Annotated in this window: 29 protein-coding genes and 1 tRNA gene; 7 read left to right on the top strand and 23 right to left on the bottom strand. The window is 64.2% G+C overall.

Annotated elements, in window-relative coordinates; genetic code table 11:
- Nucleotides 1-48: 48 nt before the first annotated feature.
- Together ACZ1JC_RS14085 and ACZ1JC_RS14080 are read left to right on the top strand one after the other, a co-directional pair.
- Nucleotides 49-960: a dihydrodipicolinate synthase family protein gene (locus tag ACZ1JC_RS14085; protein ID WP_465136264.1), complete on the top strand. Its 912-nt coding sequence runs from the start codon at nucleotides 49-51 to the stop codon at nucleotides 958-960.
- 490 nt (nucleotides 961-1,450) lie between these two features.
- Complete coding sequence (locus ACZ1JC_RS14080; protein WP_465136265.1) at nucleotides 1,451-1,585, top strand: hypothetical protein; 135 nt, start codon at nucleotides 1,451-1,453, stop codon at nucleotides 1,583-1,585.
- Between the two features lie 66 nt (nucleotides 1,586-1,651).
- Here ACZ1JC_RS14080 and ACZ1JC_RS14075 read toward each other — a convergent pair whose 3' ends face one another.
- Entirely contained in the window at nucleotides 1,652-2,854 is a 1,203-nt protein-coding gene (locus ACZ1JC_RS14075) for an IS256 family transposase (protein WP_465135341.1), read from the bottom strand.
- A gap of 468 nt (nucleotides 2,855-3,322) precedes the next feature.
- Nucleotides 3,323-3,413: transfer RNA gene (locus tag ACZ1JC_RS14070), tRNA-Ser, on the bottom strand.
- A gap of 75 nt (nucleotides 3,414-3,488) precedes the next feature.
- Here ACZ1JC_RS14070 and ACZ1JC_RS14065 point away from each other — a divergent pair.
- Together ACZ1JC_RS14065 and ACZ1JC_RS14060 are read left to right on the top strand one after the other, a co-directional pair.
- Entirely contained in the window at nucleotides 3,489-4,424 is a 936-nt protein-coding gene (locus tag ACZ1JC_RS14065; RefSeq protein ID WP_465136266.1) for a peptidylprolyl isomerase, read from the top strand.
- The gene (locus ACZ1JC_RS14060; RefSeq protein WP_465136267.1) at nucleotides 4,421-4,741 is read left to right on the top strand and encodes a DUF1905 domain-containing protein; all 321 of its coding nucleotides are present in this window, start codon (nucleotides 4,421-4,423) and stop codon (nucleotides 4,739-4,741) included. Before ACZ1JC_RS14065 ends, ACZ1JC_RS14060 begins: the two co-directional genes overlap by 4 nt.
- A gap of 33 nt (nucleotides 4,742-4,774) precedes the next feature.
- Here the strand turns inward: ACZ1JC_RS14060 and ACZ1JC_RS14055 are convergent, their stop codons facing one another.
- Entirely contained in the window at nucleotides 4,775-6,871 is a 2,097-nt protein-coding gene (locus ACZ1JC_RS14055) for a RelA/SpoT family protein (RefSeq protein WP_465136268.1), read from the bottom strand.
- A 291-nt stretch (nucleotides 6,872-7,162) separates the two neighbouring features.
- Here ACZ1JC_RS14055 and ACZ1JC_RS14050 point away from each other — a divergent pair, with 291 nt between their 5' ends.
- Nucleotides 7,163-7,660, top strand: a complete 498-nt coding sequence (locus ACZ1JC_RS14050; protein WP_465136269.1) for a PilZ domain-containing protein — start codon at nucleotides 7,163-7,165, stop codon at nucleotides 7,658-7,660.
- A 16-nt stretch (nucleotides 7,661-7,676) separates the two neighbouring features.
- Here the strand turns inward: ACZ1JC_RS14050 and ACZ1JC_RS14045 are convergent, their stop codons facing one another.
- From ACZ1JC_RS14045 to hemF, 3 genes are all read right to left on the bottom strand, one after another.
- The gene (locus tag ACZ1JC_RS14045; RefSeq protein WP_465136270.1) at nucleotides 7,677-8,063 is read right to left on the bottom strand and encodes a hypothetical protein; all 387 of its coding nucleotides are present in this window, start codon (nucleotides 8,061-8,063) and stop codon (nucleotides 7,677-7,679) included.
- 107 nt (nucleotides 8,064-8,170) lie between these two features.
- Nucleotides 8,171-9,295, bottom strand: coding sequence for an adenosine deaminase (gene add, locus ACZ1JC_RS14040; protein WP_465136271.1), 1,125 nt, complete (start codon nucleotides 9,293-9,295; stop codon nucleotides 8,171-8,173).
- Between the two features lie 129 nt (nucleotides 9,296-9,424).
- Nucleotides 9,425-10,291 (bottom strand): oxygen-dependent coproporphyrinogen oxidase, encoded by an 867-nt coding sequence (gene hemF / locus ACZ1JC_RS14035; protein WP_465136272.1) that lies wholly within the window; start codon nucleotides 10,289-10,291, stop codon nucleotides 9,425-9,427.
- A 59-nt stretch (nucleotides 10,292-10,350) separates the two neighbouring features.
- On the opposite strand from hemF, the gene pdeM reads away from it, so the two are divergent.
- Nucleotides 10,351-11,043, top strand: coding sequence for a ligase-associated DNA damage response endonuclease PdeM (pdeM, locus tag ACZ1JC_RS14030; protein ID WP_465136273.1), 693 nt, complete (start codon nucleotides 10,351-10,353; stop codon nucleotides 11,041-11,043).
- Nucleotides 11,044-11,207: 164 nt separating this feature from the next.
- Nucleotides 11,208-11,729, top strand: coding sequence for a translation initiation factor IF-3 (infC, locus tag ACZ1JC_RS14025; RefSeq protein WP_465136274.1), 522 nt, complete (start codon nucleotides 11,208-11,210; stop codon nucleotides 11,727-11,729).
- An 81-nt stretch (nucleotides 11,730-11,810) separates the two neighbouring features.
- Here infC and ACZ1JC_RS14020 read toward each other — a convergent pair whose 3' ends face one another.
- The 17 genes from ACZ1JC_RS14020 to hisB all read right to left on the bottom strand — a co-directional run bounded on the left by ACZ1JC_RS14020 (nucleotide 11,811) and on the right by hisB (nucleotide 22,517).
- Complete coding sequence (locus ACZ1JC_RS14020; protein ID WP_465136275.1) at nucleotides 11,811-12,332, bottom strand: GNAT family N-acetyltransferase; 522 nt, start codon at nucleotides 12,330-12,332, stop codon at nucleotides 11,811-11,813.
- Nucleotides 12,333-12,409: 77 nt separating this feature from the next.
- Entirely contained in the window at nucleotides 12,410-12,946 is a 537-nt protein-coding gene (locus tag ACZ1JC_RS14015) for a J domain-containing protein (protein ID WP_395391636.1), read from the bottom strand.
- A gap of 133 nt (nucleotides 12,947-13,079) precedes the next feature.
- Nucleotides 13,080-13,568: a peptidoglycan-associated lipoprotein Pal gene (gene pal / locus ACZ1JC_RS14010; RefSeq protein ID WP_465138596.1), complete on the bottom strand. Its 489-nt coding sequence runs from the start codon at nucleotides 13,566-13,568 to the stop codon at nucleotides 13,080-13,082.
- Nucleotides 13,569-13,762: 194 nt separating this feature from the next.
- Nucleotides 13,763-15,199 (bottom strand): Tol-Pal system beta propeller repeat protein TolB, encoded by a 1,437-nt coding sequence (gene tolB, locus ACZ1JC_RS14005; protein ID WP_465136276.1) that lies wholly within the window; start codon nucleotides 15,197-15,199, stop codon nucleotides 13,763-13,765.
- Nucleotides 15,196-16,161, bottom strand: a complete 966-nt coding sequence (locus ACZ1JC_RS14000; protein ID WP_465136277.1) for a hypothetical protein — start codon at nucleotides 16,159-16,161, stop codon at nucleotides 15,196-15,198. The genes tolB and ACZ1JC_RS14000 overlap by 4 nt, the downstream gene beginning before the upstream one ends.
- A gap of 15 nt (nucleotides 16,162-16,176) precedes the next feature.
- Nucleotides 16,177-16,635, bottom strand: coding sequence for an ExbD/TolR family protein (locus ACZ1JC_RS13995; protein ID WP_465136278.1), 459 nt, complete (start codon nucleotides 16,633-16,635; stop codon nucleotides 16,177-16,179).
- A complete protein-coding gene (gene tolQ, locus ACZ1JC_RS13990) occupies nucleotides 16,635-17,345 on the bottom strand; it encodes a protein TolQ (RefSeq protein WP_465136279.1) in 711 nt (236 codons plus the stop codon). The genes ACZ1JC_RS13995 and tolQ overlap by 1 nt, the downstream gene beginning before the upstream one ends.
- Entirely contained in the window at nucleotides 17,342-17,842 is a 501-nt protein-coding gene (locus tag ACZ1JC_RS13985) for a YbgC/FadM family acyl-CoA thioesterase (protein WP_465136280.1), read from the bottom strand. Before ACZ1JC_RS13985 ends, tolQ begins: the two co-directional genes overlap by 4 nt.
- Before the next feature lie 109 nt (nucleotides 17,843-17,951).
- The gene (locus tag ACZ1JC_RS13980) at nucleotides 17,952-18,329 is read right to left on the bottom strand and encodes a histidine triad nucleotide-binding protein (RefSeq protein ID WP_465136281.1); all 378 of its coding nucleotides are present in this window, start codon (nucleotides 18,327-18,329) and stop codon (nucleotides 17,952-17,954) included.
- Between the two features lie 15 nt (nucleotides 18,330-18,344).
- Nucleotides 18,345-18,671: a phosphoribosyl-ATP diphosphatase gene (locus ACZ1JC_RS13975; protein WP_465136282.1), complete on the bottom strand. Its 327-nt coding sequence runs from the start codon at nucleotides 18,669-18,671 to the stop codon at nucleotides 18,345-18,347.
- A 49-nt stretch (nucleotides 18,672-18,720) separates the two neighbouring features.
- Nucleotides 18,721-18,939: a PEP-CTERM sorting domain-containing protein gene (locus ACZ1JC_RS13970; RefSeq protein WP_465136283.1), complete on the bottom strand. Its 219-nt coding sequence runs from the start codon at nucleotides 18,937-18,939 to the stop codon at nucleotides 18,721-18,723.
- A gap of 123 nt (nucleotides 18,940-19,062) precedes the next feature.
- Nucleotides 19,063-19,824 carry an imidazole glycerol phosphate synthase subunit HisF gene (gene hisF, locus ACZ1JC_RS13965; protein WP_395328566.1) on the bottom strand — a complete coding sequence of 254 codons (762 nt, stop codon included), beginning with the start codon at nucleotides 19,822-19,824 and terminating at the stop codon, nucleotides 19,063-19,065.
- Nucleotides 19,825-19,827: 3 nt separating this feature from the next.
- Entirely contained in the window at nucleotides 19,828-20,073 is a 246-nt protein-coding gene (locus tag ACZ1JC_RS13960; protein WP_465136284.1) for a hypothetical protein, read from the bottom strand.
- Between the two features lie 58 nt (nucleotides 20,074-20,131).
- Nucleotides 20,132-20,863 carry a 1-(5-phosphoribosyl)-5-[(5-phosphoribosylamino)methylideneamino]imidazole-4-carboxamide isomerase gene (gene hisA / locus ACZ1JC_RS13955; protein ID WP_465136285.1) on the bottom strand — a complete coding sequence of 244 codons (732 nt, stop codon included), beginning with the start codon at nucleotides 20,861-20,863 and terminating at the stop codon, nucleotides 20,132-20,134.
- Nucleotides 20,864-21,001: 138 nt separating this feature from the next.
- Entirely contained in the window at nucleotides 21,002-21,625 is a 624-nt protein-coding gene (gene hisH / locus ACZ1JC_RS13950) for an imidazole glycerol phosphate synthase subunit HisH (protein WP_465136286.1), read from the bottom strand.
- The gene (locus ACZ1JC_RS13945) at nucleotides 21,622-21,915 is read right to left on the bottom strand and encodes a YciI family protein (protein WP_465136287.1); all 294 of its coding nucleotides are present in this window, start codon (nucleotides 21,913-21,915) and stop codon (nucleotides 21,622-21,624) included. Before ACZ1JC_RS13945 ends, hisH begins: the two co-directional genes overlap by 4 nt.
- Complete coding sequence (gene hisB, locus ACZ1JC_RS13940) at nucleotides 21,915-22,517, bottom strand: imidazoleglycerol-phosphate dehydratase HisB (protein ID WP_465136288.1); 603 nt, start codon at nucleotides 22,515-22,517, stop codon at nucleotides 21,915-21,917. The genes ACZ1JC_RS13945 and hisB overlap by 1 nt, the downstream gene beginning before the upstream one ends.
- Nucleotides 22,518-22,777 lie beyond the last annotated feature (260 nt).

Raw genomic sequence — 22,777 nt, 5'->3', positions numbered from 1 at the left:
CTTATATCGTATACGAATGATCCAGTCAATTTTCAGGAACACTGCAAGATGCCTTCGACCAAGACGCTCTGGACCGGGGTCTACCCCGCAGCAACCACGCAGTTTGCGCCGGACTACTCGGTCGATCACGATGCCACGCAGGCCGTCCAGACCGCCCTCGTCGACGACGGCGTCGATGGCCTGATCCTGCTCGGCACCTGCGGTGAGAACAACTCGCTGGAAGGCGATGAGAAGCGCACGATCCTGGCCGGCGCGGTGGAAGCCGTGGGCGCGCGCGTGCCGCTGGTGGCGGGCGTTTCCGAATTCACCACCGAACGCGCCGTGGCCTATGCCAAGGATGCCGAAAAGATCGGCGTGGACGCGCTGATGCTGCTGCCGGCGATGGTCTATGTGCCCACCACCGAGGAACTGGTCGCCCACTTCCGCACCGTGGCCGAGGCGACCTCGCTGCCGATCATGCTCTACAACAACCCGCCGGCCTACCGCGTCAACGTCAGCGCCGAAGCGCTGGAAGCGCTGGCCGACGTGCCGAACATCGTCGCAGTCAAGGAAAGCGCGCCCGACACCCGCCGCTTCACCGACCTGATCAACCGTTTCGGTGACCGCTACTCGGTCATGGCCGGCCTCGACGACGTGGCGCTGGAAGGCATGATGCTGGGCGCGAGCGGCTGGGTCTCGGGCCTCACCAGCGCCTTCCCGCGTGAATCGGTGCGCCTGATCGCCGCCTTCAACGAAGGCAATATCGAGGAAGCCCGCGCGATCTACCGCTGGTTCATGCCGCTGCTCCACCTCGATGCCGAGCATGACCTCGTGCAGTCGATCAAGCTGGCCGAAACGATCATGGGCCGTGGCACCGAACGCGTCCGCATGCCCCGCATGCCGCTCACCGGCAAGCGCCGCGAGGATGTGATCCAGTGGGTCGAGACCTGCAAAGCCACCCGCCCCTGCCCGGACGCCTGATCCCTCGGGAAATCAGCGAGATTTCCAGCCATATGATCATGAATAAAGCGCGCGATGCCCCAGCATCGCGCGCTTAACGTTTGCCCTCTACGAATCTTATGTCGGTGTTCGCGGGTCACGGCGGCAGGCCCAAACAAGTGCTGCAATCGCGGTGACGAATGAAGATACTCCACCCAACAAGCCGACCAAACCTAGAGCGTCTGCTGAGAGTTGAAGCATGGAAGCCGCCTTTCTGCCCGGAGGAAATCAACCTACCAAAGACATCGGCCTTTTATTCATTATCCATCAATTTATCAAAAATCCATTTTTAAAAATCCGACCACAATGTGTTATGGCTTAGCCCTTATATGTCTTGTTAGGAGGACATAGGCGTCCACCCCGATCTTAAATCGAGGACCCTTTGACCGTATCTATTCACAATTTGTCATCAACTCGGAATTTAATGTCTGCTTTCTAGGGGACAGACAAGTCCTCCAGAAGGAGAAAGCTAATGTCGACAATGAAAGAACGTTGGGGCGAGGAAACAATTCGCTTCGGATTCACCGGCATCCCCAATCTCCTGCTACGCGTTAACGCGCTTGAGGAAACCAAAGGCTCCGAACAGATCACCCCTGCGGAGATGTGACTGTGTCCCGGGGCGTGGTGTAGCTGAAGCCGAGGCGCCGCGCATTTCGGCATCCGTCTGGGCCGTTCATGCTCCTGGGACTGCTGAGAGCATGGTGATTGGATTGTCGCTGACCGGCGCCATGGTTTCAAGGGTCATATAGCGGGCACGCTGGACGGCCCATTCGTCTGACTGTTCCATGAGGATAGCGCCGATGAGTCGGGTGATGGCAGCCTCATTGGGGAAGATGCCGACGACATCCGTGCGGCGTTTGATTTCGCCGTTGAGGCGCTCGATGGGGTTTGTGCTGTGTAATTTGGCGCGATGCTCGCGCGGGAAGGTCATGTAGGCCAGCACATCGGGTTCGGCTTCATCCATCAGGTTTGCCAGTTTGGGCAGTTTGGGTCGCACCTGATCGGCCACGGCACGCCATTGCTGGCTGGCGGCCTCGGGTGTTTCCTGAGCGAAGGCGGTGGCGATGAAGGCGGAGACAACCCTGCGGCCGCTTTTACCGGCATGAGCCAGCGCATTGCGCATGAAGTGAACCCGGCAGCGCTGCCACGTGGCACAGAGCAGTTTGGAGACGGCTGCCTTGATGCCTTCGTGCGCGTCGGAGATGACCAGCTTGACGCCGCGCAGTCCTCGGCGCGTCAACTTGCGCAGGAAGGCGGTCCAGAAAGGCTCGGCTTCCGAGGCGCCGATGTCCATGCCCAGCACTTCGCGGCGACCGTCGCTGTTCACGCCTACCGCGACGATCACCGCCACCGAGACGATCCGCCCATTCTGCCGAACCTTCACGTAGGTTGCGTCGATCCAAAGGTACGGCCAATCCCCTTCGATCGGGCGGTCCAGGAAGGTATGCACGCGCTCGTCGAGCTCCTCACATAGGCGGCTCACTTGGCTCTTGGAGATGCCGTCCATGCCAAGCGCTTTGACCAGATCGTCCACTGAGCGGGTGGAAATGCCCTGGATGTAGGCCTCCTGGATCACCGCAGTCAGCGCCCGCTCCGCCATCCGACGTGGTTCGAGGAAAACGGGAAAGTAGCTGCCTTTGCGCAACTTTGGGATCCGCAGCTCGACAGTGCCGGCCCGCGTCTGCCAGTCGCGCTCGCGGTGCCCGTTGCGCTGAACAAGCCGGTCGGGAGACTTCTCGCCGTAGCCAGCGCCAGTCAGGTTGCCGACTTCCATCTCCATCAGCCGCTCGGCGGCAAACGAGATCATCTCGCGTAGAATATCCGCGTCCGGGGTCTTCTCTACCAGCGAACGCAGGTGCATCATCGGATCGGTCATCGTGATTCCTTCCGTCAGGTTCGAGTTTCGCAACCCAAACCTATCCGAAAATCACGGTGACCACCTCAACCCTCAGCTACACCACCTCCCGGGACACGATCCAACTCACAGCCTGCGATCAAAACCTTTAATGTCGCTTCAGCCTCTCGGGGGTGAATGGAATCCCCCGCTCCCTCGACCCAATACCAACGCTTGTTGAGGTCAAAAGCATCGAAATAACGCTCTACTTCAGCCCAATCCGTAGGCGAACCCATAATCAGACTAGAAAGATTAGCTGTTGAAAGCGCCTCAGGGTGCCATGCGTCCGAAGGGTGCGATCGACTTGGCCCCATTCCTAAGATCAATGGCTTCATCAAGCCACGATACATAGAAATGCGACAGTCTAAACTTCAAAAATATATGACCGCTTCAACGCATCCATACTTGTCATTTTGAATGGATCACAATGGTGGACTACCAGATGGCAGTTGGCGGAGCGGGAGGGATTCGAACCCTCGATACGCTTTTGACGTATACTCACTTTCCAGGCGAGCGCCTTCGACCACTCGGCCACCGCTCCGCATGCACTGGAGACGCGCGCCCTAGCGTGCGCGAAAGGCTTTCGCAAGCGTTCGCAGCGTGCCATCACACAAGAATGCGCAAATTCCTTTTGGCCTCCGTGCTTTCCGCCAGTTTTTCCGCCCCTTTGCTAGCCGAAGAGGCCAAAACGCTCTCCACGCCGAGTGAAATCGTCGCCAGTGCGCCGGCCGCGGATTGGGTGTGGATCGCCCCGCACGATCTGATGGTGATGGACCTTGCGCCCGATGCCGCCGGAAAGCCGCGCCGCGTGGTGATTCAGCTCATCTCCGCCCCGTTCTCGCAAGGGTGGGTGGAGAATATCCGCAAGCTGGTTGCTGCGCGCTGGTATGACGGGATCGCCGTGGTGCGGGTGCAGGACAATTACGTCGTCCAGTGGGGCGATCCCGATGGCGAGGATGCGAAGAAGGCCAAGCCGCTGCCGGGCGGACTGAAAGTGATGACCGATGGCGATTACGCGGTTTCCGACAAGCCCGTGGCCGCGAAATATGCTGCGAAGCCCGGTCCACTCGCCATCCGCGACAATTATGCCGCCGTCACCTCGTTCCGTGGCGGCTGGCCCTATGCCAAGTCCGCAAGCGCCGTCTGGCCCATCCATTGCTACGGATATGTCGGCGTCGGTCGCAATCTTTCGCCCGACGCCGGGACCGGGGCGGAACTTTACGCCGTGATCGGCCATGCGCCGCGACAGCTTGATCGCAATGTCGCGATCGTCGGGCGCGTAATCGAGGGGATCGAAAACCTCTCCGCCCTGCCACGGGGGACCGGGGCTCTCGGCTTCTACGAGAATCCGGCGCAGCGAATCGGGATCGTCTCGGTGCGGATGGGCAATGAGGTTTCGGGCCTGCCGGGGTACGAATATCTGTCGACCGAAAGCGCCAGCTTTGCGGCCTATGTCGGCAAGCGGGCCAACCGGAAGGACGATTTCTATATCCAGCCCGCCGGGGGCGCCGATGTGTGCAACGTTCCCGTGCCGGTCCGCGAGGTGAAATGAGAGCCGAACAGGTCACTCATACCGGCCGCCTCTGGCGCTGGACCGGCGGGGCGAACAACGGCACCTGGCATTTCCTCACCATCGACGGCGCGGCGGGAGAAACGCTTTCCGGCACCGCGCTGATGCGCAAGCTGGAAGGCGTTTCGCGCGGGTTCGGATCGCTGAAAGTGAAGGCTCGGATCGGCGATACGGCCTTCGCCACATCCGTCTTTCCTAGCAAGGCGGACGGGGGCTGGCTGCTGCCGGTGAAGGCCAGCGTCCGGCGCGCCGAGCGGCTGGCCGAAGGCGACGAGGTGGAAGTCACCCTGGAGTTCTGACCTCTCCGCTGGAGAGGTCAGCCGGCACAGCGCTTAGATCCGCTGAGCTTCCGCCACCGCTTCGCTGGCGCGCAGCGCGCCCACGATGCGGGTGAGGTGGGCCAAGTCGCTCACTTCGACATCCACATCGTAAGTGCCGAAAGGCTCATCGCGCTGGATCATCTGCAGGTTGGTCACGTTGGCGCGGTTGGATGCCAGGATCTGCGTCACATCCGCCAGCGTACCGGGGCGGTTGTAGAGCACCAGCCGCAAGTGGCCGACCGCGCCGGTGGTGGTTTCGCCCCAGGACAGGTCCAGCCAGTCGGCATCGACGCCATTCGCCAGCGTCAGGCAGTCGATCGTATGGACTTCCACTTTGTGGTCGGGGCGGCGCAGGCCGACGATGCGATCTCCGGGCACCGGGTGGCAGCAGGAGGCCAGTTCGAAACCCATGCCCGGCGTCAGGCCACGGATCGAGATGGCTCGTTCTGTGCGCGTCCATTCAGGTTCTTCGGGCAGTTCGGCGGTGCTGCCAGGCATCAGCGCCTCCATCACCTGCCGGTCGGTCAGGCGGGCGGAGCCGATGGCGAACATCAGGTCTTCCTCATCGCGCATGTCCAGCCGGTGGATCGCGGCATCGATCGCCTTCTTGCCGATGCGGGCAGGCAGGCGGCCAGCGATCTCGTCCAGCAGCTTGGCGCCGATCTCGGCGACTTCGGCCCGCTCCTTCGCACGCACCGCACGGCGGATCGAGGCACGCGCCTTGCCGGTGACGACGAAGCCCAGCCACGAAAGCTGCGGCTCCGAAGCCGGGCTCTTGATGATCTCCACCACGTCGCCATTGGCGAGGCGCGTACGCAGCGGCATGTGGCGGCCGTTGATCTTCACGCCGACGGCAGCATTGCCCAGATTGGTGTGCACCGCATAGGCGAAGTCGACCGCCGTGGAACCCTTGGGCAGCTGGAACAGCGCACCCTTGGGGGTGAAGGCGAAGATGCGATCCTGATAGATCGCCAGCTTCGTGTGTTCGAGCAGTTCCTCCGCATCGTGGCTGGCGTCGACGATCTCGATCAGGTCGCGCAGCCAGCCCACCTGTCCGTCGGGCCGGGAACCGCCGCCCTGCTTGTAGGCCCAGTGCGCGGCGAGGCCGAACTCGTTCAGGCGGTGCATGTCCTTGGTGCGGATCTGCACTTCGACGCGCATCGAATTCTCGTAGATCAGCGAGGTGTGCAGCGACTGATAACCGTTCGACTTGGGCGTCGAGATATAGTCCTTGAAGCGGCCGGGGATCGATTGCCACGTAGTGTGCAGCACGCCCAGCGCCTTGTAGCATTCCTCGACATCTTCCGTGAGCACGCGGAAGGCCATGATGTCGGTGATCTGTTCGAAGGTCACATGGCGCTCGGCCATCTTGCGCCAGATCGAATAGGGGTGCTTCTCGCGGCCGGAGACTTCCACGTTCAACCCGGCTTCGGTCAGCGCCTGCTTGATCGAAAGCGCGATCGCATCGACTTGGCTGCCTTCCTGGCTGCGGATCTGCGCCAGACGGCCGGTGATGGTGGCGTAGCCTTCGGGCTCCAGTTGCTCGAAAGCGAGCATCTGCATCTCGCGCATGTATTCGTACATGCCCACGCGCTCCGCCAGCGGGGCGTAGATATCCATGGTCTCGCGGGCGATGCGGCGGCGCTTGTCCTCCTTCTTGATGTAATGGAGGGTGCGCATGTTGTGCAGGCGGTCCGCCAGCTTCACCAGCAGCACGCGCAAGTCTTCGCTCATGGCGAGCAGGAACTTGCGCAGGTTTTCGGCCGCACGCTCGTTCTCGGTCATCACCTCGATCTTGGAGAGCTTGGTGACGCCGTCCACCAGCCGCGCGACATCGGGGCCGAACAGCTTCTCGATCTCGTCGATCGTCGCCAGCGTGTCCTCCACGGTATCGTGGAGCAGTGCGGTGATGATCGTCTGCTGATCGAGCTTCAACTCGGTCATCAGGCCGGCCACTTCGACCGGGTGGCTGAAGTAGGGATCCCCCGAAGCACGCTTCTGGGTGCCGTGCTTCTGTACGGTGTAGACGTAGGCACGGTTGAGCAAGGCTTCATCAGCCTGGGGCGCGTATTCCTTGACGCGTTCGACGAGTTCGTATTGGCGCAGCATTTCCAACAAAGCATGTCAGGATTTTTTGCGGCGCGGCAAGGGGCAGATGCTGCACGTGCAACATTTGCACGCCAGCCCTGCGGCGAAAGTGCAACACGGGCGCCTGCTTCGGGTCCCGACAGGCGATCCTAAACCCGAATCCTAAGCGGAATCCATATGCAATCGTTTGCCTGCGGAAGACCACGAGGTCCCGCTTAAACGCGCCTAAACATGCGCGCCGTGATGATCGGGGCGAAGAATGGCAGGGTGCGAAAGGCCTCGGCCCCGCATCCGCCATGTGAGGAGGCGGCAATGGGGAAAAATTTGGACATGGCGGTCTACGCCGCGATTCTGGGAATGAGCGACGATGAACTCATCACCGCCTCCTTCCTTCCGGACGCGGATGACGGCGGCCCTCAACACGGCGAGCAGCATCCGCGCGCGCCAAGGATGCGCACACTGATTCGCGCCACCGTGGTTTCGACCAACCGCGATGGCACCGCCGCTGCAGCGCATCGTTCGGAGGAAACCACACTCGTCCGCAATGTCTCGGAACGCGGCATGTGCCTGCTGCTGCGCGGAGCCGCGCCGCATGCAGGCGACATCGTGATCGTCCGCATGCCTTCGCACCGCGAGTACCGCGCGCAAGTGCGCTGGACCGACGGCCGCGCCTGCGGCGTCCAGTTGTTCGAAAAACTCGATGTCGATGCACTGGTGGTGTCGGATCGGCGCGACAACGCCCCAGTGGTCAAGGCGATGGACGTGCCCTTGCGTTGCAGCCCGGGCGGCATGCAAATGCGTCCATGCTGAGCGATCGCTGTTCCGATCAGTTGCTATAGGTAAACGCAGTCACGACGCCGTGGCGCGTATCGCATTTGATGGTCCGCTTCTTGGTCTTGGTCGTCCCGTCCTTCTGGCGCAGCGCCACATCGACTTGCGCGCGCAGCGATGCCCGTCCGTCGCTCTTCTTGTCGGTATCCTCAACCTTGCGCATGCTGACGTCCACCGCCCCCAGCTTCTCGCCGCGCGTCTTGGCCTCAGCCATGCAGACTTGCACGACCTGATCGCGCGCATCCGCATCCGGTGCCATCGCCGCTGCGGGTGGCGCAGGTGGCGGGGGCGCAGGATCCTGGCTCCAGGCCTTGGACACCATGGCCATGCCCAGCACTACCGCATTGGCGCCAGCGAACATTTTCCAGGATCGGTCGTGCATCGTCACCTCCTGCCCGCCATCGCGCGGGGTCATTGCAGTAACGATGGTGCAAGCGAATTGGCTGCCGGCCCATTGGGGGCAGCCCCCAGCGCGCCAGGGGAAAGTCCCTAGGCGATCAATCCCTGCTGCCGGGCGAAGGCATCCAGCCTGCTCTGGAACGCGGCGCGTCGGTCCGGCGCGATCCACGCCGCGTCGAAGGCATTGCGCTCGATCTGCACCAGTTCGGCCTTGGTCAGCCGGCTGCGCGCCTGGGCCCGCACTATGACTTCGTTGATATATTCGCTGCCCATGTAGGCGGGATCGTCCGAATTGAGCGTGACCTTCAGCCCGTTGTCCAGCATCCCGCGCACCACGTCGACCGGCTTGCCGTCGACCATGATCTGGCCCGAGAAGGTGGGGCAGACCGTAAAGGGAACGCCCCGTTCGCGCGCGATCGCCATCAGTTCGGGCGACTGCAGGATGTTGCCGCCGTGATCGATGCGTTCGACATGGATATCCATCAATGCTTCGCGGATGTGGCCCAGCGTGTCCTTCTGGTTGACGTCGCAGTGCGCGGTAACGTGCAGCCCCGCCGCCCGCGCCTTGGCGAAATGGGCGGCGAACTTGCCCGGCGGATTGTCCTTCTCGTCCGAATCGAGGCCGACGCCCACCAGTTTGTCCCGATAGGGCAGCGCCGCATCCAGCGCCTTCATCGCATTGTCGGCGCTCAGATCGCGCATGAAACAGAGGATCAGCTGCGATTCGATGCCCAGCTTTGCCTGTGCATCAGCGCGCGCCTGAGTGATGCCACCGATCACCGCCTCGATCGGGATGCCCCGGTCGATATGTTGCTGGGGATCGAAGAACATCTCCGCATAGAGCACGTTCTGCGCATGGGCCTTGGCCAGATAGGCATAGGCCAGATCGTAGAAGTCCTGCTGCTTCAGCAGCACGTTCATGCCGTCGTAGTAGATCGCCAGAAAACTCGGCAGGTCATGGTAGACATAGCTGCGCTTCATCGCCGCGACATCCGCATAAGGCAGCTTCAACCCGTTGCGCTGCGCCAACGCGAACTTCATCTCCGCCTCCAGCGTGCCTTCGAGATGGACGTGATATTCCGCCTTGGGCATGCCGGCGATGAAGGCCGCCATATCGTCACTGGCGGGCGCTGCCAACGCGCGCGTCGCGCCAAGAGCGTGAAGCGCAGGCGTGCACAGTGCCGCCTGCACCAAGGACCGTCGGGAAAGCTGCATGAAAAACTCGCGTGGAAGGAAGCCCCGTCCCTCTATCCGCGAGCGAGCAACTCCCTGTCCATCAACGAAAACGGCACGCCCCGTTCCATAAAAGCGGCCGGACGGCCTGCCCGCTTCAGCTCCCCTGCTTCAGCTCCACGTCGCTTCGGGCGGCAGGCTCATCAGGATGGCGTCGATATTGCCGCCGGTCTTCAGGCCGAACAGCGTCCCCCGGTCGTAGACCAGGTTGAATTCGGCGTAGCGGCCGCGCCATTCAAGCTGGCGCGCCTTGTCCTCGGCCGAGAATTCCATCCCCATCCGCCGGCGCACGAGGCGCGGGAACACCGCAAGGAATGCCTCGCCCACCGCGCGGGTGAAGGCGAAGTTCGCTTCCCATGCCGCCTCGTCCGCGCATTCGAGGTGGTCGTAGAAGATGCCGCCGACGCCGCGATGGACCTTGCGGTGCGGGATGTAGAAGTAATCGTCGGCCCAGGCCTTGTACCGCTCATAGTAATTGTCGCCATGCGCGTCGCAGGCGGCCTTGAGTTCGGCGTGGAACTCGGCCGTGTCCTCATCATAGGCGATCGGCGGATTGAGGTCGGCGCCGCCGCCGAACCAGGCCTTGGTCGTCGTCAGGAAGCGGGTGTTCATGTGCACCGCCGGCACGTGCGGATTGGCCATGTGGGCGACAAGGCTGATGCCCGTCGCCGAAAAGGCATTCTGCTCGGCCGAGGCGCCGTTGATGGTGCCGGCAAAATCCTTCGACAGCGATCCGACGACGGTGGAGACGTTGACGCCCACCTTCTCAAACACCTGGCCCTTCATCAAGCCGCGGGTGCCGCCGCCCGTCTCTCCCTCTTCGCCGCCTTCCACCGCCGCGCGTTTCCACGGCGTGTAGTCGAACGCTGCGGAGGAGCCTGCCTCGCGCTCGATCGCCTCGAACTCGGCGCAGATCCGGTCACGCAGGGTTTCGAACCAGTCGCGGGCGCGTTCGGTTTGGGCGGTCCAGTCGGTCATGCAATCTCCCCTTCAGCGGGGCGCTTGCCAAAACCGGCGGCCTGCGGCAAGGGAAAGCCATGGTTCCCTTTTCGTTCTGCGCGCAGGAGATATGCCTCGTGCCTGCCCCGGCGGGACGCGGCGCGGCGCTTTACTGGCCCCGCGAGCAGGCGCTGTTGGTGGCGGACCTGCATCTGGAAAAGGCCAGCTTCTTCGCCAAGACCGGCCAGATGCTGCCCCCCTATGACAGCCGCGAGACGCTGGAGCGGCTGGCGCTGGCGGTGCGGCAGACCGGCGCGCGGCGCGTCTATGCGCTGGGGGACAATTTCCACGACAGCGCGGGAACGGACAGACTCGATCCCCATAGCGCCGGGATGCTTTCCGCGCTGACCCACGCGCTGGACTGGGTGTGGATCACTGGAAATCACGATCCGCATCTGGGCGCAGAGGCCGGCGGCACCCGTGTCGAGGAAATCGCCATTGGCGGCATCATGCTGCGCCATGAAGCGAAACCGGGCACCGCAGAGCCCGAACTGTCCGGCCATTACCACCCCCGCCTGATCGTCCACGCGCGCGGCAGGCGCATTGCCCGCCCTTGCGTCGTCCATGGCGGAAATCGGCTAATTCTGCCGGCTTTCGGCGCGCTGACCGGGGGGATGGATGCCGCCGATCCGGTCATTCTGAAAGCGCTTCAGCCGGCCGAGCGGATCGACGCACTGGTCGCCGCGAAAGATCAACTTGTGCGTTACCCCCTCTGGCGATCCGCCGCCTGAAACCCTATATCCGCATGGACCGTTTCATACGGCAGCGGCGTCCTGTAGATTTCAGTGAAATCCGCCTTTGCGTGTCGACGCGATTCGCACTAATGACGCCCGAACTTGCACCCGATTGACAGAAGCGATTCAGGAGAACGCATATAGCACCCCCACCCCGGCGTATGATGACGCCCCCGGTCAAGAGTGGACCGCGCTTCAATAACATGATCCAGTCGGACAAGGTCCGCGTGATCGATGAAAACGGCGAGAACATCGGCGTGATGTACACGCGCCAGGCAATCGAGCAGGCGGCCGAAGTCGGCCTTGACCTGGTCGAAGTCTCGCCCAACGCCGATCCGCCGGTCTGCAAGTTCCTCGATGTCGGCAAGTACCGGTATGAGGCCCAGAAAAAGGCCAATGCCGCGCGCAAGACCCAGAAGACGCAGGAGATCAAAGAGATCAAGATGCGTCCGAACATCGATGACCACGATTACGACACCAAGATGCGCAACGTCCAACGCTTCATCGGTGACGGTGACAAGGTGAAGGTAACCCTGCGTTTCCGCGGTCGCGAGCTTTCGCATCAGCAGCTGGGCATGAACCTGCTGCGCCGCGTGCAGGAAGACGTGGCGGAAATCGCCAAGGTCGAAGCCTATCCGCGCATGGAAGGCCGCCAGATGCTGATGGTGCTGGCGCCCAAGTAAGCGCCGCGGCACATCATATGGCCAAACGCAAAGGGCGCGCCGCAAGGCGCGCCCTTTGTCGTATCGGCCTCATATCCGCGCTCAGTCGGGAAGATTTTCCGGCAGCAGTGCCTTTTCCAGCACCACCATTTCCAGCGGCGGATCAAACAGGATCGGAAATGGCCGCTTCTCGCCGGTCAGGCCGTAACCGCGCCGCTCGTAATAGGCGATCAGCTCCAGCCGCCGGTCGATCACCGTCATTTCCATGGCCCGCGCGCCGAACACATCGCGCGCCAGGCTTTCCGCCGCGACAATCATCGCGCGGCCCATGCCGCCGGCCTGAAGCAGCGGATCGATGCAGAGCAGGCCGAGGTAGCACAGCCCCTCTCCCCGATTCGTAACCTGTACGCATCCGATCGGCGCGCCTTCGTCCGACAGCGCAACCAGCAAGCGATCGGCGGGGCTTTCGAGAACGGCAGTCAGTTCTTCCAGATCGGTGCGTTCGCCGTCCAGCAGATCGGATTCGAAGGTCCAGCCCGCCCTTGCGCTGTCCCCCCGATAGGCCCGCTCGATAACCGGGTGGAGCGCAGGCAGGTCGGCGGGAACGGCAACGCGGATTTGCATGACAGGCTCCTGAAGGGGGCGGATCGGACCGGATTGAATATGCGGATGAGCAGTGGCCACCGCGCGGTCTGCGTGGCTCAGCGGCCCTTCCACTCGCGGCGTTCCTCGGCCGCGCGCAGCACTTCGTAGGCCAGCTGATAGGTCTGGAAGGCCTTGGCCGCTTCCGCATCGCCCGGCTTCACGTCCGGGTGGACTTCCTTGGCCTTCATGCGCCAGGCCTTGCGCACGGCGTCGAAGTCCGCATCGGGGTCGAGGCCCAGCGCTTCCAGCGCGCGAAGTTCGTCCCGGCTGCGCGTGCCGTCACCCGAACCGGCCCAGCCATAGTGCGCCGATTCCTTGTAACCTTCAGCTTCGGAGCGTTCCTCCGCCTCGCGCCGCGCGGCTTCCTCGGCATCGAGGCCGGCGAAATAGTCCCACCCGGCGTTGTATTCGGCGGCGTGCTTCTGGCAGAAATACCAGCGATCGGGGCTGTTCGGGCTCTTCGGTGCGGGGCAATCGCCCGGCTCGTTGCAGCCATGCCGATCGCACAGGCGCACCTGCGCCGCCTCGCGCGAGCTGCCATAGCTGCGCCAGCGCGGAAATCCCCAATCCATGGAACGACCAGCCCGACTCATTCGACCGCCGATACCTGCCGACTCGAAGCCATTGCAAGCCCCATGTGGGCGCACCGCAAAAGCGTCAGAAATGAAAAAGCCCGGCTCGCACTTGCGAACCGGGCCTTCTCGGAAATCATCGGATCGATCAGGATCAGTCGATCGTCACGGTCACCGCACGGCGGTTCTGCGCCCATGCCGCCTCGTCCGAGCCAAGCGCGATCGGGCGTTCCTTGCCGTAGCTGACGGTGTTGATGCGCGCAGCATCGACGCCCAGGCTGACGAGGTAATTCTTCGCCGCATTGGCGCGGCGCTCACCCAGCGCAAGGTTGTATTCGCGGGTGCCGCGTTCGTCGGCATGGCCTTCGATCGTGGCGCGCTTGTTCGGGTACTGCATCAGCCACTGCGCCTGCTTCGACAGCGCGGCCTGGTCTTCCGCATCGATGTCATAGCGGTCGAGCGCGAAGTGGATGGTGTCCGAACCCATCATCTTCGACACGAAATCGGCCTGGCTGCCCGGAACCGGGCCGCTCGGCTGCTCGGGGCCCTGGGTGGTGGTGGCCGGGCCCGGCTCGGGCGGAAGCTGCTTGGGCGCCTTGGTGCCGCATGCCGACACGGCCAGCGCGCCGGCGACGAGGAGCATTGTCGTTCCGGTCTTCACGTATCCGGCTTTGCGCGGGAGGGGGGACATGAGGGCAGGCATGAGGCAATCTCCTGTGGTGCGCAGCCATTTAAATGGCCTGCGTCTGTTGAGGTTCCGTGTAATTTTAAACACTGTCAACCTGAACGGTTGCCGACCGGGGGCCGGCAGCGCTCAGGCTGCAGCGCAAGAAAGGCTCAGGGGCGAACGGGGCCCCAGGCCGGATCCGAAGCGCCGACGGGGGTCGGCAGCTTTCGCTCGTTCTTGCCGGTAAGGTCCACCTGCCAGATCGACGACTTGCCCGTGCTCTTCTCGGTACGGAAGAACTGGACGATGCGGCCGTTGGGCGACCAGGTCGGCGCCTCGTCCTGCCAGGAATTGGTGAGGTAGCGCATACCACCGCCGCTGGGGGTCATCACCGCGATGCGCAAGTTGCCGGCGATGTGGGTGAAGGCGATCTGGTCCCCGCGCGGGCTCCATTCCGGCGTGGCCGAACGGCCGCCGAAGAAGCTGATGCGGCGCTGGTTCGAACCGTCCGCGTTCATCACGTAGACCTGCTGTGAACCGGAACGATCGCTTTCGAACACGATCTGGTTGCCGTCGGGCGAATAGGACCCGCCGATCGAGATCCCCGGCGTGTTGGTCAGGCGGGAGGGCGTGCCGCCGCTGGACGAGATGCGATAGATGTCGGTGTTGCCGCCGGTGGACATCGAATAGAGGATCCACCTGCCGTCCGGCGACCAGCGCGGCGCCATCGTCGGCGCGCCGGTGCGGGCGATCAGCTTCTGCGAATCGCTGGCAAGGTCATAGACGTAGATGCTCGGCTGCCCGTTAAGATAGGACAGGTAGAGGATCTTCGAATAGTCCGGCGAATAGCGCGGCGTCAGTGCGGTGGCCTGCCCGCTGGTCAGGTAGCGGTGGTTGGCGCCGTCCGAATCCATGATCGCCAGCCGCTTCATGCGGTGGTCCTTCGGGCCCGTCTCGGCGATGTAGGCGATCTTCGAATCGAAGAAGGGGCTTTCGCCCGAAAGACGCGAATAGACCATGTCCGCGCACTTGTGCGCGGCACGGCGCCAGTCCGCCGGGCCGACCTGCCAACCGCCCTTGATCAGCTGCTGCTTGAGCTGGACGTCGTAGAGGTAGCACCCGATCGTCAGGTTGCCGTCCGCACCGGCGCGGACGTAGCCCTGCACCAGCATGTTTGCGGCACGCGCGGACCAGGTGGGGTAGTCGGGCGCCTGCACTTGCGGATAGGCCGGCTGCGGCAGGCCATCGGGGCCCGAAGGCTTGAACAGACCGTTGTTGCGAAGGTCCGACGCGACCACTTGCGAAAGCGCACGGCCCAGCGCGGCGGTCGACCCGGCATTGGTGCTGGTCGGCACATCGTTGTCGGTCGCGAAATTGGTGATCGCGATGCCAAGGTCCTGCCAGGCGCCATCGGCGGAGACCGAGCCGGTCAGGCCGCCATCATCCACATCAAGGCCCTGATCGCCCTGCGGTGCAGGCTGACCGGAGGCAGGTTGCGCCGGGGCGGGTTGCGCCGGCGCCGGCTGCGATTGCGCATAAACGCCGTAGACGGGCGCGGCCGAAGCCAGGGCGAACGACAGGACGAACCTAAGAGGACGAGAAGTCATTGCGAAAGCCTCAAGTCGAAGCGGAAGGATGAAACGCGTTTCCACGAATCATAGTATTCCGAGGGGAGATTGAAAGGCGAAGCGAGTTGCACCGCCCGGATCGCCTGTTCGGCATGGCGCTGCGCCTGCGCGCGGTTGGCATCGGTGATGCCCATCTGTCGTACGACCGTGGGCTTGCCGGCAAGGCTGCCGTCCGGGTTCAGGTTGAACGACAGGATCGTTACCAGCTGATCGGCATCGGCGCCGTCTGGCGGATTCCAGTGCGGCTTGAGCTGGCGGGTAATCGCGCCCGACAGGGCCGAGCGGACTTGTGGCCCCACGGCCGCGGCGGGCGCGCCCTTGCCCTGATCACTCGTCGCGCCGGGAACGCCCGGCAGGAAGTCTGCACCCACGCGTGAGCCGCCGGCCTTCTTCGGTGGGCTGGCCGACTTGGCCGGGGCGTTGAGACCCGCGAGAATATTGTCGATCGGGTTCTTGCGTGGCGGCGTCTGGGCCGCGGGCTTGGCGGCAGGCTTGGGTGCCGGTTTCGGAGCAGGCTTGGCCGGCGGAACCGGTGCCGGCTTGGGCGCAGGCTTCTGAACCGGCTTTGGCACCGGCCGGGGAGCCGGCGCGGGCTTGGGTGCCGGAGCCGGCGGTGCGGGCCGGGGCTGCGGGATCGGCCTGGGCGCAGGCGCAGGGATCGGTTCCGGCGCGGGTGCGGGTTGGGGCGCCGGTTCGGGAGCCGGGGCCGGCACCGCCTCACCCAGTTCCGGCGCGATATCGGGTGCGGCCTGCTCGTTGGGATTGGGCGAGGTGGACGTCAGGCCGACATCATCGCTCAGCGTCACTTCGATCCGCTGCGGCGGGGTGATGACCGGCGGTGTGGATGGGTGCAGCACAAGCGCGGCCAGAACCGCCGCGTGCAGCGCAATCGCCACCGCGAGGCCCAGCCCCTCTTCCTTGCGTAGTCCCTGAGTTGCCATCGCGATCAGCCTAGCTCAGCCGCCTGAACCGCCGCTGACACCCGTCACCAGCGAGATCGACGTGAAACCGGCATGGTTCAGCTCACCCATGACTTCGATGACGCGGCCGTAATCGAGCGACTTGTCCGCGCGCAGGGTAACCTGCGGCTTGCGGCCGTCGGAGCCATTGGGAACGCCGGCAAGGCGTTCGGACAGTTCGCCCGGCGCCAGCGCCTCGGTCTCGTAATAGACGGTGCCGTCGCGCTTGATGGAGATCGTCAGCTGGTCGGTCTCGTCATTCATGGCCTGCGCGCGGCTGTCGGGCAGGTCCACCGGCACGGCCGCCTTCAGCAGCGGCGCGGTGACCATGAAGATGATCAGCAGCACCAGCATGACGTCGACCAGCGGCGTCACGTTGATTTCGGCCATCGGCGTGCGACCGCCGCCGCTGCGACGGCCCCCTCGCCTGCCTCCGCCGGAGACGCCCATGCCCATCAGCGCTGCTCCAGCTCACGCGTGAGCGCGGAGTGCAGCTTGTCGGCAAAGCGCTGCATGCGCGATTCGAACAGGTTCACGCGGTGCGAGAAACGGTTGTAGGCGATGACCGCCGGGATCGCCGCGAACAGGCCGATGGCAGTGGCGAACAGCGCTTCCGAAATGCCCGGCGCGACGACGGCGAGCGAGGAATTCTGCTGCTGGCCGATCTGGAAAAAGCTGTTCATGATGCCCCAGACGGTGCCGAACAGGCCCACGAACGGCGCAACCGAACCGACCGTCGCCAGGAAGTTCAGGCGGGCGGAAAGATTGTCCGCCTCTTCACCGACGGAGGAGCTCATGGCGAGGGCAATGCGTTCGCGCGCGCCTTCCGGATCAATCTGCTTCATCGCGGCATTGCGGCGCCATTCGGCAAGGCCGGCACCGGCCACTTTGCCCATCGGCACGTCGCCGCGGCGGCGATCCTTCTGATAGGCCTCGAAATTCTGAGCCTCCCAGAAGCCTTCCTCGTAATCTTCGGAGGCCCGCGAGACGCCGCCCATGCGCAGGGTGAAGCCGATGATGATCGTCCAGACCCACAGGCTGGCCAACAGCAGCCCGCCCATGATCGCCTGCACGACGATATCGGCGTGGAGGAACAGTTCGACCGGGTTCAGGTGATGGGAATCGCTGCCGATGGAAATGGCGGAGGCGAGTATTTCGAAAGTCATTCTTGTCCTTCCGGGCCGGGCTGGAGGTCCTGCGAGGAGCTTTGGAGGATGGTGTGGAAGGCCTGCTGCCAGGCCTCGGGCTGTCTGCGCGGTCGTCCTTCAGGACTGATGAACCCGACCTTTACCATGGCTTCGGCAAGGCGGATTTTTCCGCGACGAGCCACTTGGCGCAGGGTGCAACTGACGCGGCCGACCTGCATGGCATGGGTTTCGATCACCACGGCGTCGCCAAGGCGGGCGGGCGATAGGTAGCGGATATTGACTTCCGCCACAGTGTAGAGCCCCTCTCCCGATTCCAGCGCGGCGCGCTGGTCGATGTCGAGCAGGTCCAACAGGTCCGACCGCGCGCGTTCGAACCAGCGGATGTAATTGGCGTGATAGACCACCCCGCCCGCGTCGGTATCCTCATAGAACACGCGCAGGGCATAGCGGTGGACCGGGCCATCGAAGCTGCCGCTTTGGGGGCGCGGGTCCAAGGAAGGGGGATCGTCGCTCATTGCGGCGGTTGTGTAACGGCAGGGGCCCGGCCTGCAAACCCTGCGGGGGAGAATTGCCGACGTGATGGCAGATGACCGGGGCGAAAACCCCGGTTATCCCCCAAAAACCTCAATCCGCGATCATCTGGAAGAACTGGCGCCCACCGAAGATATGCACGTGCAGATGCGGCACTTCCTGATGGCCGTTAGTGCCCATGTTGACCATCAGGCGGTAGCCGGGGCCGTCCATTTCCAGCTGCCGGGTCACGTTGCCCACCGCGCGCATAAAGCCGGCGATTTCCGCATCATCGGCCTTGGCGGTAAAATCGTCCCAGGACACGTAGCGCGCCTTGGGGATGACCAGCACATGGACCGGCGCCTGCGGACGGATGTCATTGAAAGCAAGCGCGAACTCGTCTTCATAGACCTTGGAGCACGGCAGTTCGCCGCGCAGGATCCGGGCGAAGATATTGTTGTCGTCGTAAGGCTCTCTGGGGTCGATCGGCATCGGTATCTCCGCTTATCAGTCTTGTGGACGCGCTGCCTTTTCGGCGATGCCCGAAACGCCTTCACGGCGATCCAGCTCGGCCAGAACGGCACTGAACGGCACGTTGCGGGCACCCAGCAGCACCATGAGGTGAAAGATCAGGTCCGCCGCCTCGCCGGTCAGCGCCTTCTCGTCCTCGGTCAGCGCGGCGATCACCGTCTCGGTCGCCTCCTCTCCCATTTTCTGCGCGATCTTGCCCAGCCCCTTCGTGTGGAGCTTGGCGACATAGCTGCTTGCGGGATCGGCATCGCGGCGCGCGGCGATGGTCGCTTCGAGGCGAGCCAGAGTATCGGAAGTGCTCATCGCCAGCAGCCATGCGCAAGCCGGTGCCGTGGGTCAAGCGCGCTGGCGCTCAGTCCTCGCTCTTCCCGCGTGAGAAGCGCCGGCCGATCCACACGCCGGCCACCCCGATGCCGAACAGCACAAGGCCGCTGGGCTCCGGCAATATCGTGGCGTCGGCCGCGAACGCGGGTACGGGCGCAAGCGTCGCGACCAGCAGGGCCGGGATCCGGGGACCGGGAAGCCAGGGCGCGCGCGGCGATGGAAGCGTATCGATCAAACGGGGGAGCAAGGGGGGCGACTCCGACAGTTTCGACTTGGTGTTCCCCCTTGTGGCCCACCCACCCGCAACGACAAGTTGCGAGGTGGGCGCGTCCCGATCCGGGGCAGGTTTTTGGCGAATATTACAGCGGCCTCAACCCCGCGCCGGCAGCCCCGCCGCGCGCAGCGCCGCATGGGCTTCGGCGATGGAGTGCTTGCCGAAGTGGAAGATCGATGCGGCCAATACCGCGCTGGCCTTGCCCTCGGTCACGCCGGCCACCAGGTGGTCGAGATTGCCGACGCCGCCGCTGGCAACCACCGGAATCGACACCGATTCCGCGATCGCGCGGGTGAGCGCCAGGTCGTATCCGTTCTGCGTACCATCGCCGTCCATCGAAGTGACGAGCAATTCACCGGCGCCATAGTCGGCCAGCTTCACCGCGTGTTCCAGCGCGTCGATCCCGGTCGCCTTGCGGCCGCCGTGGGTGAAGATCTCCCACTTGCCGGGCGCCACGCGCCGCGCATCCACCGAGGCGACGATGCACTGCGATCCGAACTTCTCGGCAATGTCCGCCACCACTTCGGGGCGCGAGACGGCGGCGGAATTGACCGCCACCTTGTCCGCGCCGGCCAGCAACAGCGCGCGGGCATCTTCCGCCGTGCGCACGCCGCCGCCCACGGTCAGCGGCATGAAGCAGACCTCTGCCGTGCGCTGCACCACGTCGAGCAGCGTGCCGCGCCCTTCGTGGCTGGCGGAAATGTCGAGGAAGCACAGCTCATCCGCGCCGGCCTTGTCATAGGCGCGGGCCTGCTCGACCGGATCGCCGGCATCGATCAGGTCGACGAAGTTGACGCCCTTCACCACGCGCCCGTCGCGGACATCGAGGCAGGGGATGACGCGGATTCGAACGGTCATGACTTACTCTACCGGCTTGAAGAACAGCATCACGCACAATGCGCCCAGCGTCAGGCACACGGCAAGATTGAACGCCGAATAGCGCCAGAACTTGGTCGGATTGTCCGCCAGCGTGGTCTCGATCTTCGAGCGCGCACGGCTGAACAGCAAGAGCTTCGCCTTGCCCTCGCGGAAATCGCGCAGCGCCCAGAGCGCGCTCGGCACGAGAATGACCATCGCCAGCACGGCCATAAGACGGTTTTCGTTCATGGACGGCTCGCCACGAAACGCATAGCGGCGACGCCGACGGCCGGAAACGGCGCGCCGCTCACCCTTCGCGCTCGGCCATCCGGATCGCGGCGGCGAGGTCGAGACGCCCATCGTAGAGCGCGCGCCCGGTGATGACGCCTTCGATCCCGTCGCGGGCATGAAGCGCCAGCAGGCGAATGTCGTCGAGGCCCTTCACGCCGCCCGATGCGATCACCGGCAGGTCGGTGCGGCGGGCCAGATCGACGGTGGCGTCGATGTTCACGCCCTTCAGCAGGCCGTCGCGGCCGATATCGGTGAACAGCAGCGATGCAACGCCCGCATCTTCGAACCGGCGGGCCATGTCGACGATCGAAACGTCGGACACTTCCGCCCAGCCCTCGGTCGCGACCATGCCGTCGCGCGCGTCCACGGCGACGACGATGCCGCCGGGGTATTCCTTCGCCATGTCCTTGACGAACTGCGGGTCCTTCAGCGCGGCCGTGCCCATGACGATGCGCGAGACGCCAAGCTCGAACCAGCCCGCCACCGCTTCGCGCGTGCGGATGCCGCCGCCGAGTTGCACGTGGCCGGGGAACACTTCGAGGATCGCCTCCACCGCCTCGCGGTTTTCGGCCTTGCCTGCGAACGAGCCGTCGAGATCGACGACGTGGAGATATTGCGAGCCCGCTTCGGCAAACATCTTGGCCTGCGCGGCGGGATTGTCGCCATAGACGGTGGCGCGATCCATGTCGCCTTCGGCAAGGCGGACGACCTGCCCCTGCTTGAGGTCGATGGCGGGAAATACGATCATCTGGCGATCCTGACCTGTACTACTTCGTCGCCCCCGCGAAGGCGGGGGCCCCGCTGGCGGCAGGGCGGGACGAGAGCAGAAGAAAAGCGGGATCCCCGCCTGCGCGGGGATGACGAAGAAGGTGTTTGGTGCCGAAGCTCACGGCTTCCATTCCAGAAACCGCGACAGCAGCGAAAGGCCGTAAGCCTGGCTCTTTTCCGGGTGGAACTGCACGCCCACGACATTGTCCTTCGCCACCGCCGCAACAAGGCCGCCGCCATGGTCGGTCATCGCCGCCACATGCGCGCCGTCGTCGGGCTGGAAGTGGTAGGAGTGCAGGAAATAGGCCTCTCCCGCGTCGATCAGGCCCTGCGCGGGGTCCTTGCGGCCCAGCGAGACGTCGTTCCAGCCCATGTGCGGGATCTTGATTGCGGGATCGGTGCGCTCGATCAGCTGCACCTGCCCGCCGATCCAGTCCAGCCCGCGCGTCACGCCATGCTCCAGTCCGCGCGTGGCGAGAAGCTGCATGCCCACGCAAATGCCCAGGAACGGCGCCCCGCCGACGTGGACGCGCTCGTTCATCGCCTCCACCATGCCGGCAATGCCCCAGAGCCCTTCGGCGCAGGCGCGGAAAGAACCCACGCCCGGCAGCACGATGCGGTCCGCCGCACGCACGACATCGGGATTCGCGGTGATCGCCACGTCCTCGGCCCCGGCGGCGCGCAGCGCGTTCGCCACCGAGTGCAGATTGCCCGCGCCGTAGTCGATCAGCGCCAATGTCATCCGGCGAGACCGGCCACGCTGTCATCCAGGAAGCCCGGCGCCCATTCGATCACTTCGGCTTCGGCCACGACGCCGGCCACGAAGGGGTCGGTTGCCGCCAACGCGGCCACCGCCTCACGGCTATCGCCCTTGGCCAGGATGATACCGCCATCACGCGGAACCTTGCGGCCCCAGGCGACGAAACGCCCGGCAGCATGGTGCGCGCGCAACCACTCGACATGTTCGTCCAGAAATGCATCGACCTGTTCGACCGGGGCGATGTAGCGAAGCGAGATAATGAAGAGTGCCATCAGAGAGTGTCTCCGCCGAGGATGCCCTTGGTCGAGGGGATTGCCCCGCCCTTGCGCGGGTCCAATTCCACCGCCGTGCGCATGGCACGGGCAAAGCCCTTGAACAGGCCTTCGCAGATGTGGTGGTTGTTGGTGCCGTAGAGCAGTTCCATGTGCAGGGTGATGCCCACGGCCTGCGAGATCGAATGGAACCAGTGTTCGACCAGTTCGGTATCGAACTCGCCCAGCTTTTCCTGCGTGAAGCCGGCCTTCCACACGAAGTAGGGGCGGCCCGAAATGTCCAGAGAGACGCGGCTCAGCGCCTCGTCCATCGGCGAATGGACGTCGCCGTAGCGGCCGATGCCGGCCTTGTCGCCCAGCGCCTGGCTGATGGCCTGACCGATGGCGATGGCGCTGTCCTCGGTCGTGTGGTGCTGGTCCACATGCAGGTCGCCCTGGATATGGCAGGTGATGTCGATCAGCGAATGGCGCGAGAACTGCTCGATCATGTGATCGAGGAAGCCGATCCCGGTGGAGACGTCATAGGCCCCCGTGCCGTCGAGGTTCACCGAAACGGCGATCTGGGTCTCGTGGGTCTTGCGATTGATCGAGGCGGTACGCATGGCAAGGGCCTATAGACCTCTATCGCGCGGAATCAATTGTGCGCGTGGCATGGCGGGCGAGCAATCTTAGTACGCGCCCGGTACGCGGCGACCATCGTTCGAAAACGCGCCGCCCCCTCCCTGTAACCCATCGGGATTTACACCTAGGGCAGCCCCGCAGGAGTCGCGGTCCAGGCCGGGAATCAGGTAAAAATCGCGATTTCGGCCCGCCCCGGCATCAAAACGACCTAGGGAAAACACGCCCGGTCATGCTATTTTAT

It is taken from the genome of Sphingomonas sp. BL-S-28 (assembly GCF_055521515.1).
The sequence above is the reverse complement of the archived record's forward strand: the minus strand, read 5'-3'. Positions and strand labels throughout refer to the sequence as shown.

Bases quoted from the DNA above. Each gene is read 5' to 3' on its own strand.
- ACZ1JC_RS14085 (WP_465136264.1), top strand. From the start codon at position 49: ATGCCTTCGACCAAGACGCTCTGGACCGGGGTCTACCCCGCAGCAACC.
- ACZ1JC_RS14080 (WP_465136265.1), top strand. From the start codon at position 1,451: ATGTCGACAATGAAAGAACGTTGGGGCGAGGAAACAATTCGCTTCGGA.
- ACZ1JC_RS14075 (WP_465135341.1), bottom strand. From the start codon at position 2,854: ATGACCGATCCGATGATGCACCTGCGTTCGCTGGTAGAGAAGACCCCG.
- ACZ1JC_RS14065 (WP_465136266.1), top strand. From the start codon at position 3,489: ATGCGCAAATTCCTTTTGGCCTCCGTGCTTTCCGCCAGTTTTTCCGCC.
- ACZ1JC_RS14060 (WP_465136267.1), top strand. From the start codon at position 4,421: ATGAGAGCCGAACAGGTCACTCATACCGGCCGCCTCTGGCGCTGGACC.
- ACZ1JC_RS14055 (WP_465136268.1), bottom strand. From the start codon at position 6,871: ATGCTGCGCCAATACGAACTCGTCGAACGCGTCAAGGAATACGCGCCC.
- ACZ1JC_RS14050 (WP_465136269.1), top strand. From the start codon at position 7,163: ATGGGGAAAAATTTGGACATGGCGGTCTACGCCGCGATTCTGGGAATG.
- ACZ1JC_RS14045 (WP_465136270.1), bottom strand. From the start codon at position 8,063: ATGCACGACCGATCCTGGAAAATGTTCGCTGGCGCCAATGCGGTAGTG.
- add (WP_465136271.1), bottom strand. From the start codon at position 9,295: ATGCAGCTTTCCCGACGGTCCTTGGTGCAGGCGGCACTGTGCACGCCT.
- hemF (WP_465136272.1), bottom strand. From the start codon at position 10,291: ATGACCGACTGGACCGCCCAAACCGAACGCGCCCGCGACTGGTTCGAA.
- pdeM (WP_465136273.1), top strand. From the start codon at position 10,351: ATGGTTCCCTTTTCGTTCTGCGCGCAGGAGATATGCCTCGTGCCTGCC.
- infC (WP_465136274.1), top strand. From the start codon at position 11,208: ATGATGACGCCCCCGGTCAAGAGTGGACCGCGCTTCAATAACATGATC.
- ACZ1JC_RS14020 (WP_465136275.1), bottom strand. From the start codon at position 12,332: ATGCAAATCCGCGTTGCCGTTCCCGCCGACCTGCCTGCGCTCCACCCG.
- ACZ1JC_RS14015 (WP_395391636.1), bottom strand. From the start codon at position 12,946: ATGAGTCGGGCTGGTCGTTCCATGGATTGGGGATTTCCGCGCTGGCGC.
- pal (WP_465138596.1), bottom strand. From the start codon at position 13,568: ATGCTCCTCGTCGCCGGCGCGCTGGCCGTGTCGGCATGCGGCACCAAG.
- tolB (WP_465136276.1), bottom strand. From the start codon at position 15,199: ATGACTTCTCGTCCTCTTAGGTTCGTCCTGTCGTTCGCCCTGGCTTCG.
- ACZ1JC_RS14000 (WP_465136277.1), bottom strand. From the start codon at position 16,161: ATGGCAACTCAGGGACTACGCAAGGAAGAGGGGCTGGGCCTCGCGGTG.
- ACZ1JC_RS13995 (WP_465136278.1), bottom strand. From the start codon at position 16,635: ATGGGCATGGGCGTCTCCGGCGGAGGCAGGCGAGGGGGCCGTCGCAGC.
- tolQ (WP_465136279.1), bottom strand. From the start codon at position 17,345: ATGACTTTCGAAATACTCGCCTCCGCCATTTCCATCGGCAGCGATTCC.
- ACZ1JC_RS13985 (WP_465136280.1), bottom strand. From the start codon at position 17,842: ATGAGCGACGATCCCCCTTCCTTGGACCCGCGCCCCCAAAGCGGCAGC.
- ACZ1JC_RS13980 (WP_465136281.1), bottom strand. From the start codon at position 18,329: ATGCCGATCGACCCCAGAGAGCCTTACGACGACAACAATATCTTCGCC.
- ACZ1JC_RS13975 (WP_465136282.1), bottom strand. From the start codon at position 18,671: ATGAGCACTTCCGATACTCTGGCTCGCCTCGAAGCGACCATCGCCGCG.
- hisF (WP_395328566.1), bottom strand. From the start codon at position 19,824: ATGACCGTTCGAATCCGCGTCATCCCCTGCCTCGATGTCCGCGACGGG.
- ACZ1JC_RS13960 (WP_465136284.1), bottom strand. From the start codon at position 20,073: ATGAACGAAAACCGTCTTATGGCCGTGCTGGCGATGGTCATTCTCGTG.
- hisA (WP_465136285.1), bottom strand. From the start codon at position 20,863: ATGATCGTATTTCCCGCCATCGACCTCAAGCAGGGGCAGGTCGTCCGC.
- hisH (WP_465136286.1), bottom strand. From the start codon at position 21,625: ATGACATTGGCGCTGATCGACTACGGCGCGGGCAATCTGCACTCGGTG.
- ACZ1JC_RS13945 (WP_465136287.1), bottom strand. From the start codon at position 21,915: ATGGCACTCTTCATTATCTCGCTTCGCTACATCGCCCCGGTCGAACAG.
- hisB (WP_465136288.1), bottom strand. From the start codon at position 22,517: ATGCGTACCGCCTCGATCAATCGCAAGACCCACGAGACCCAGATCGCC.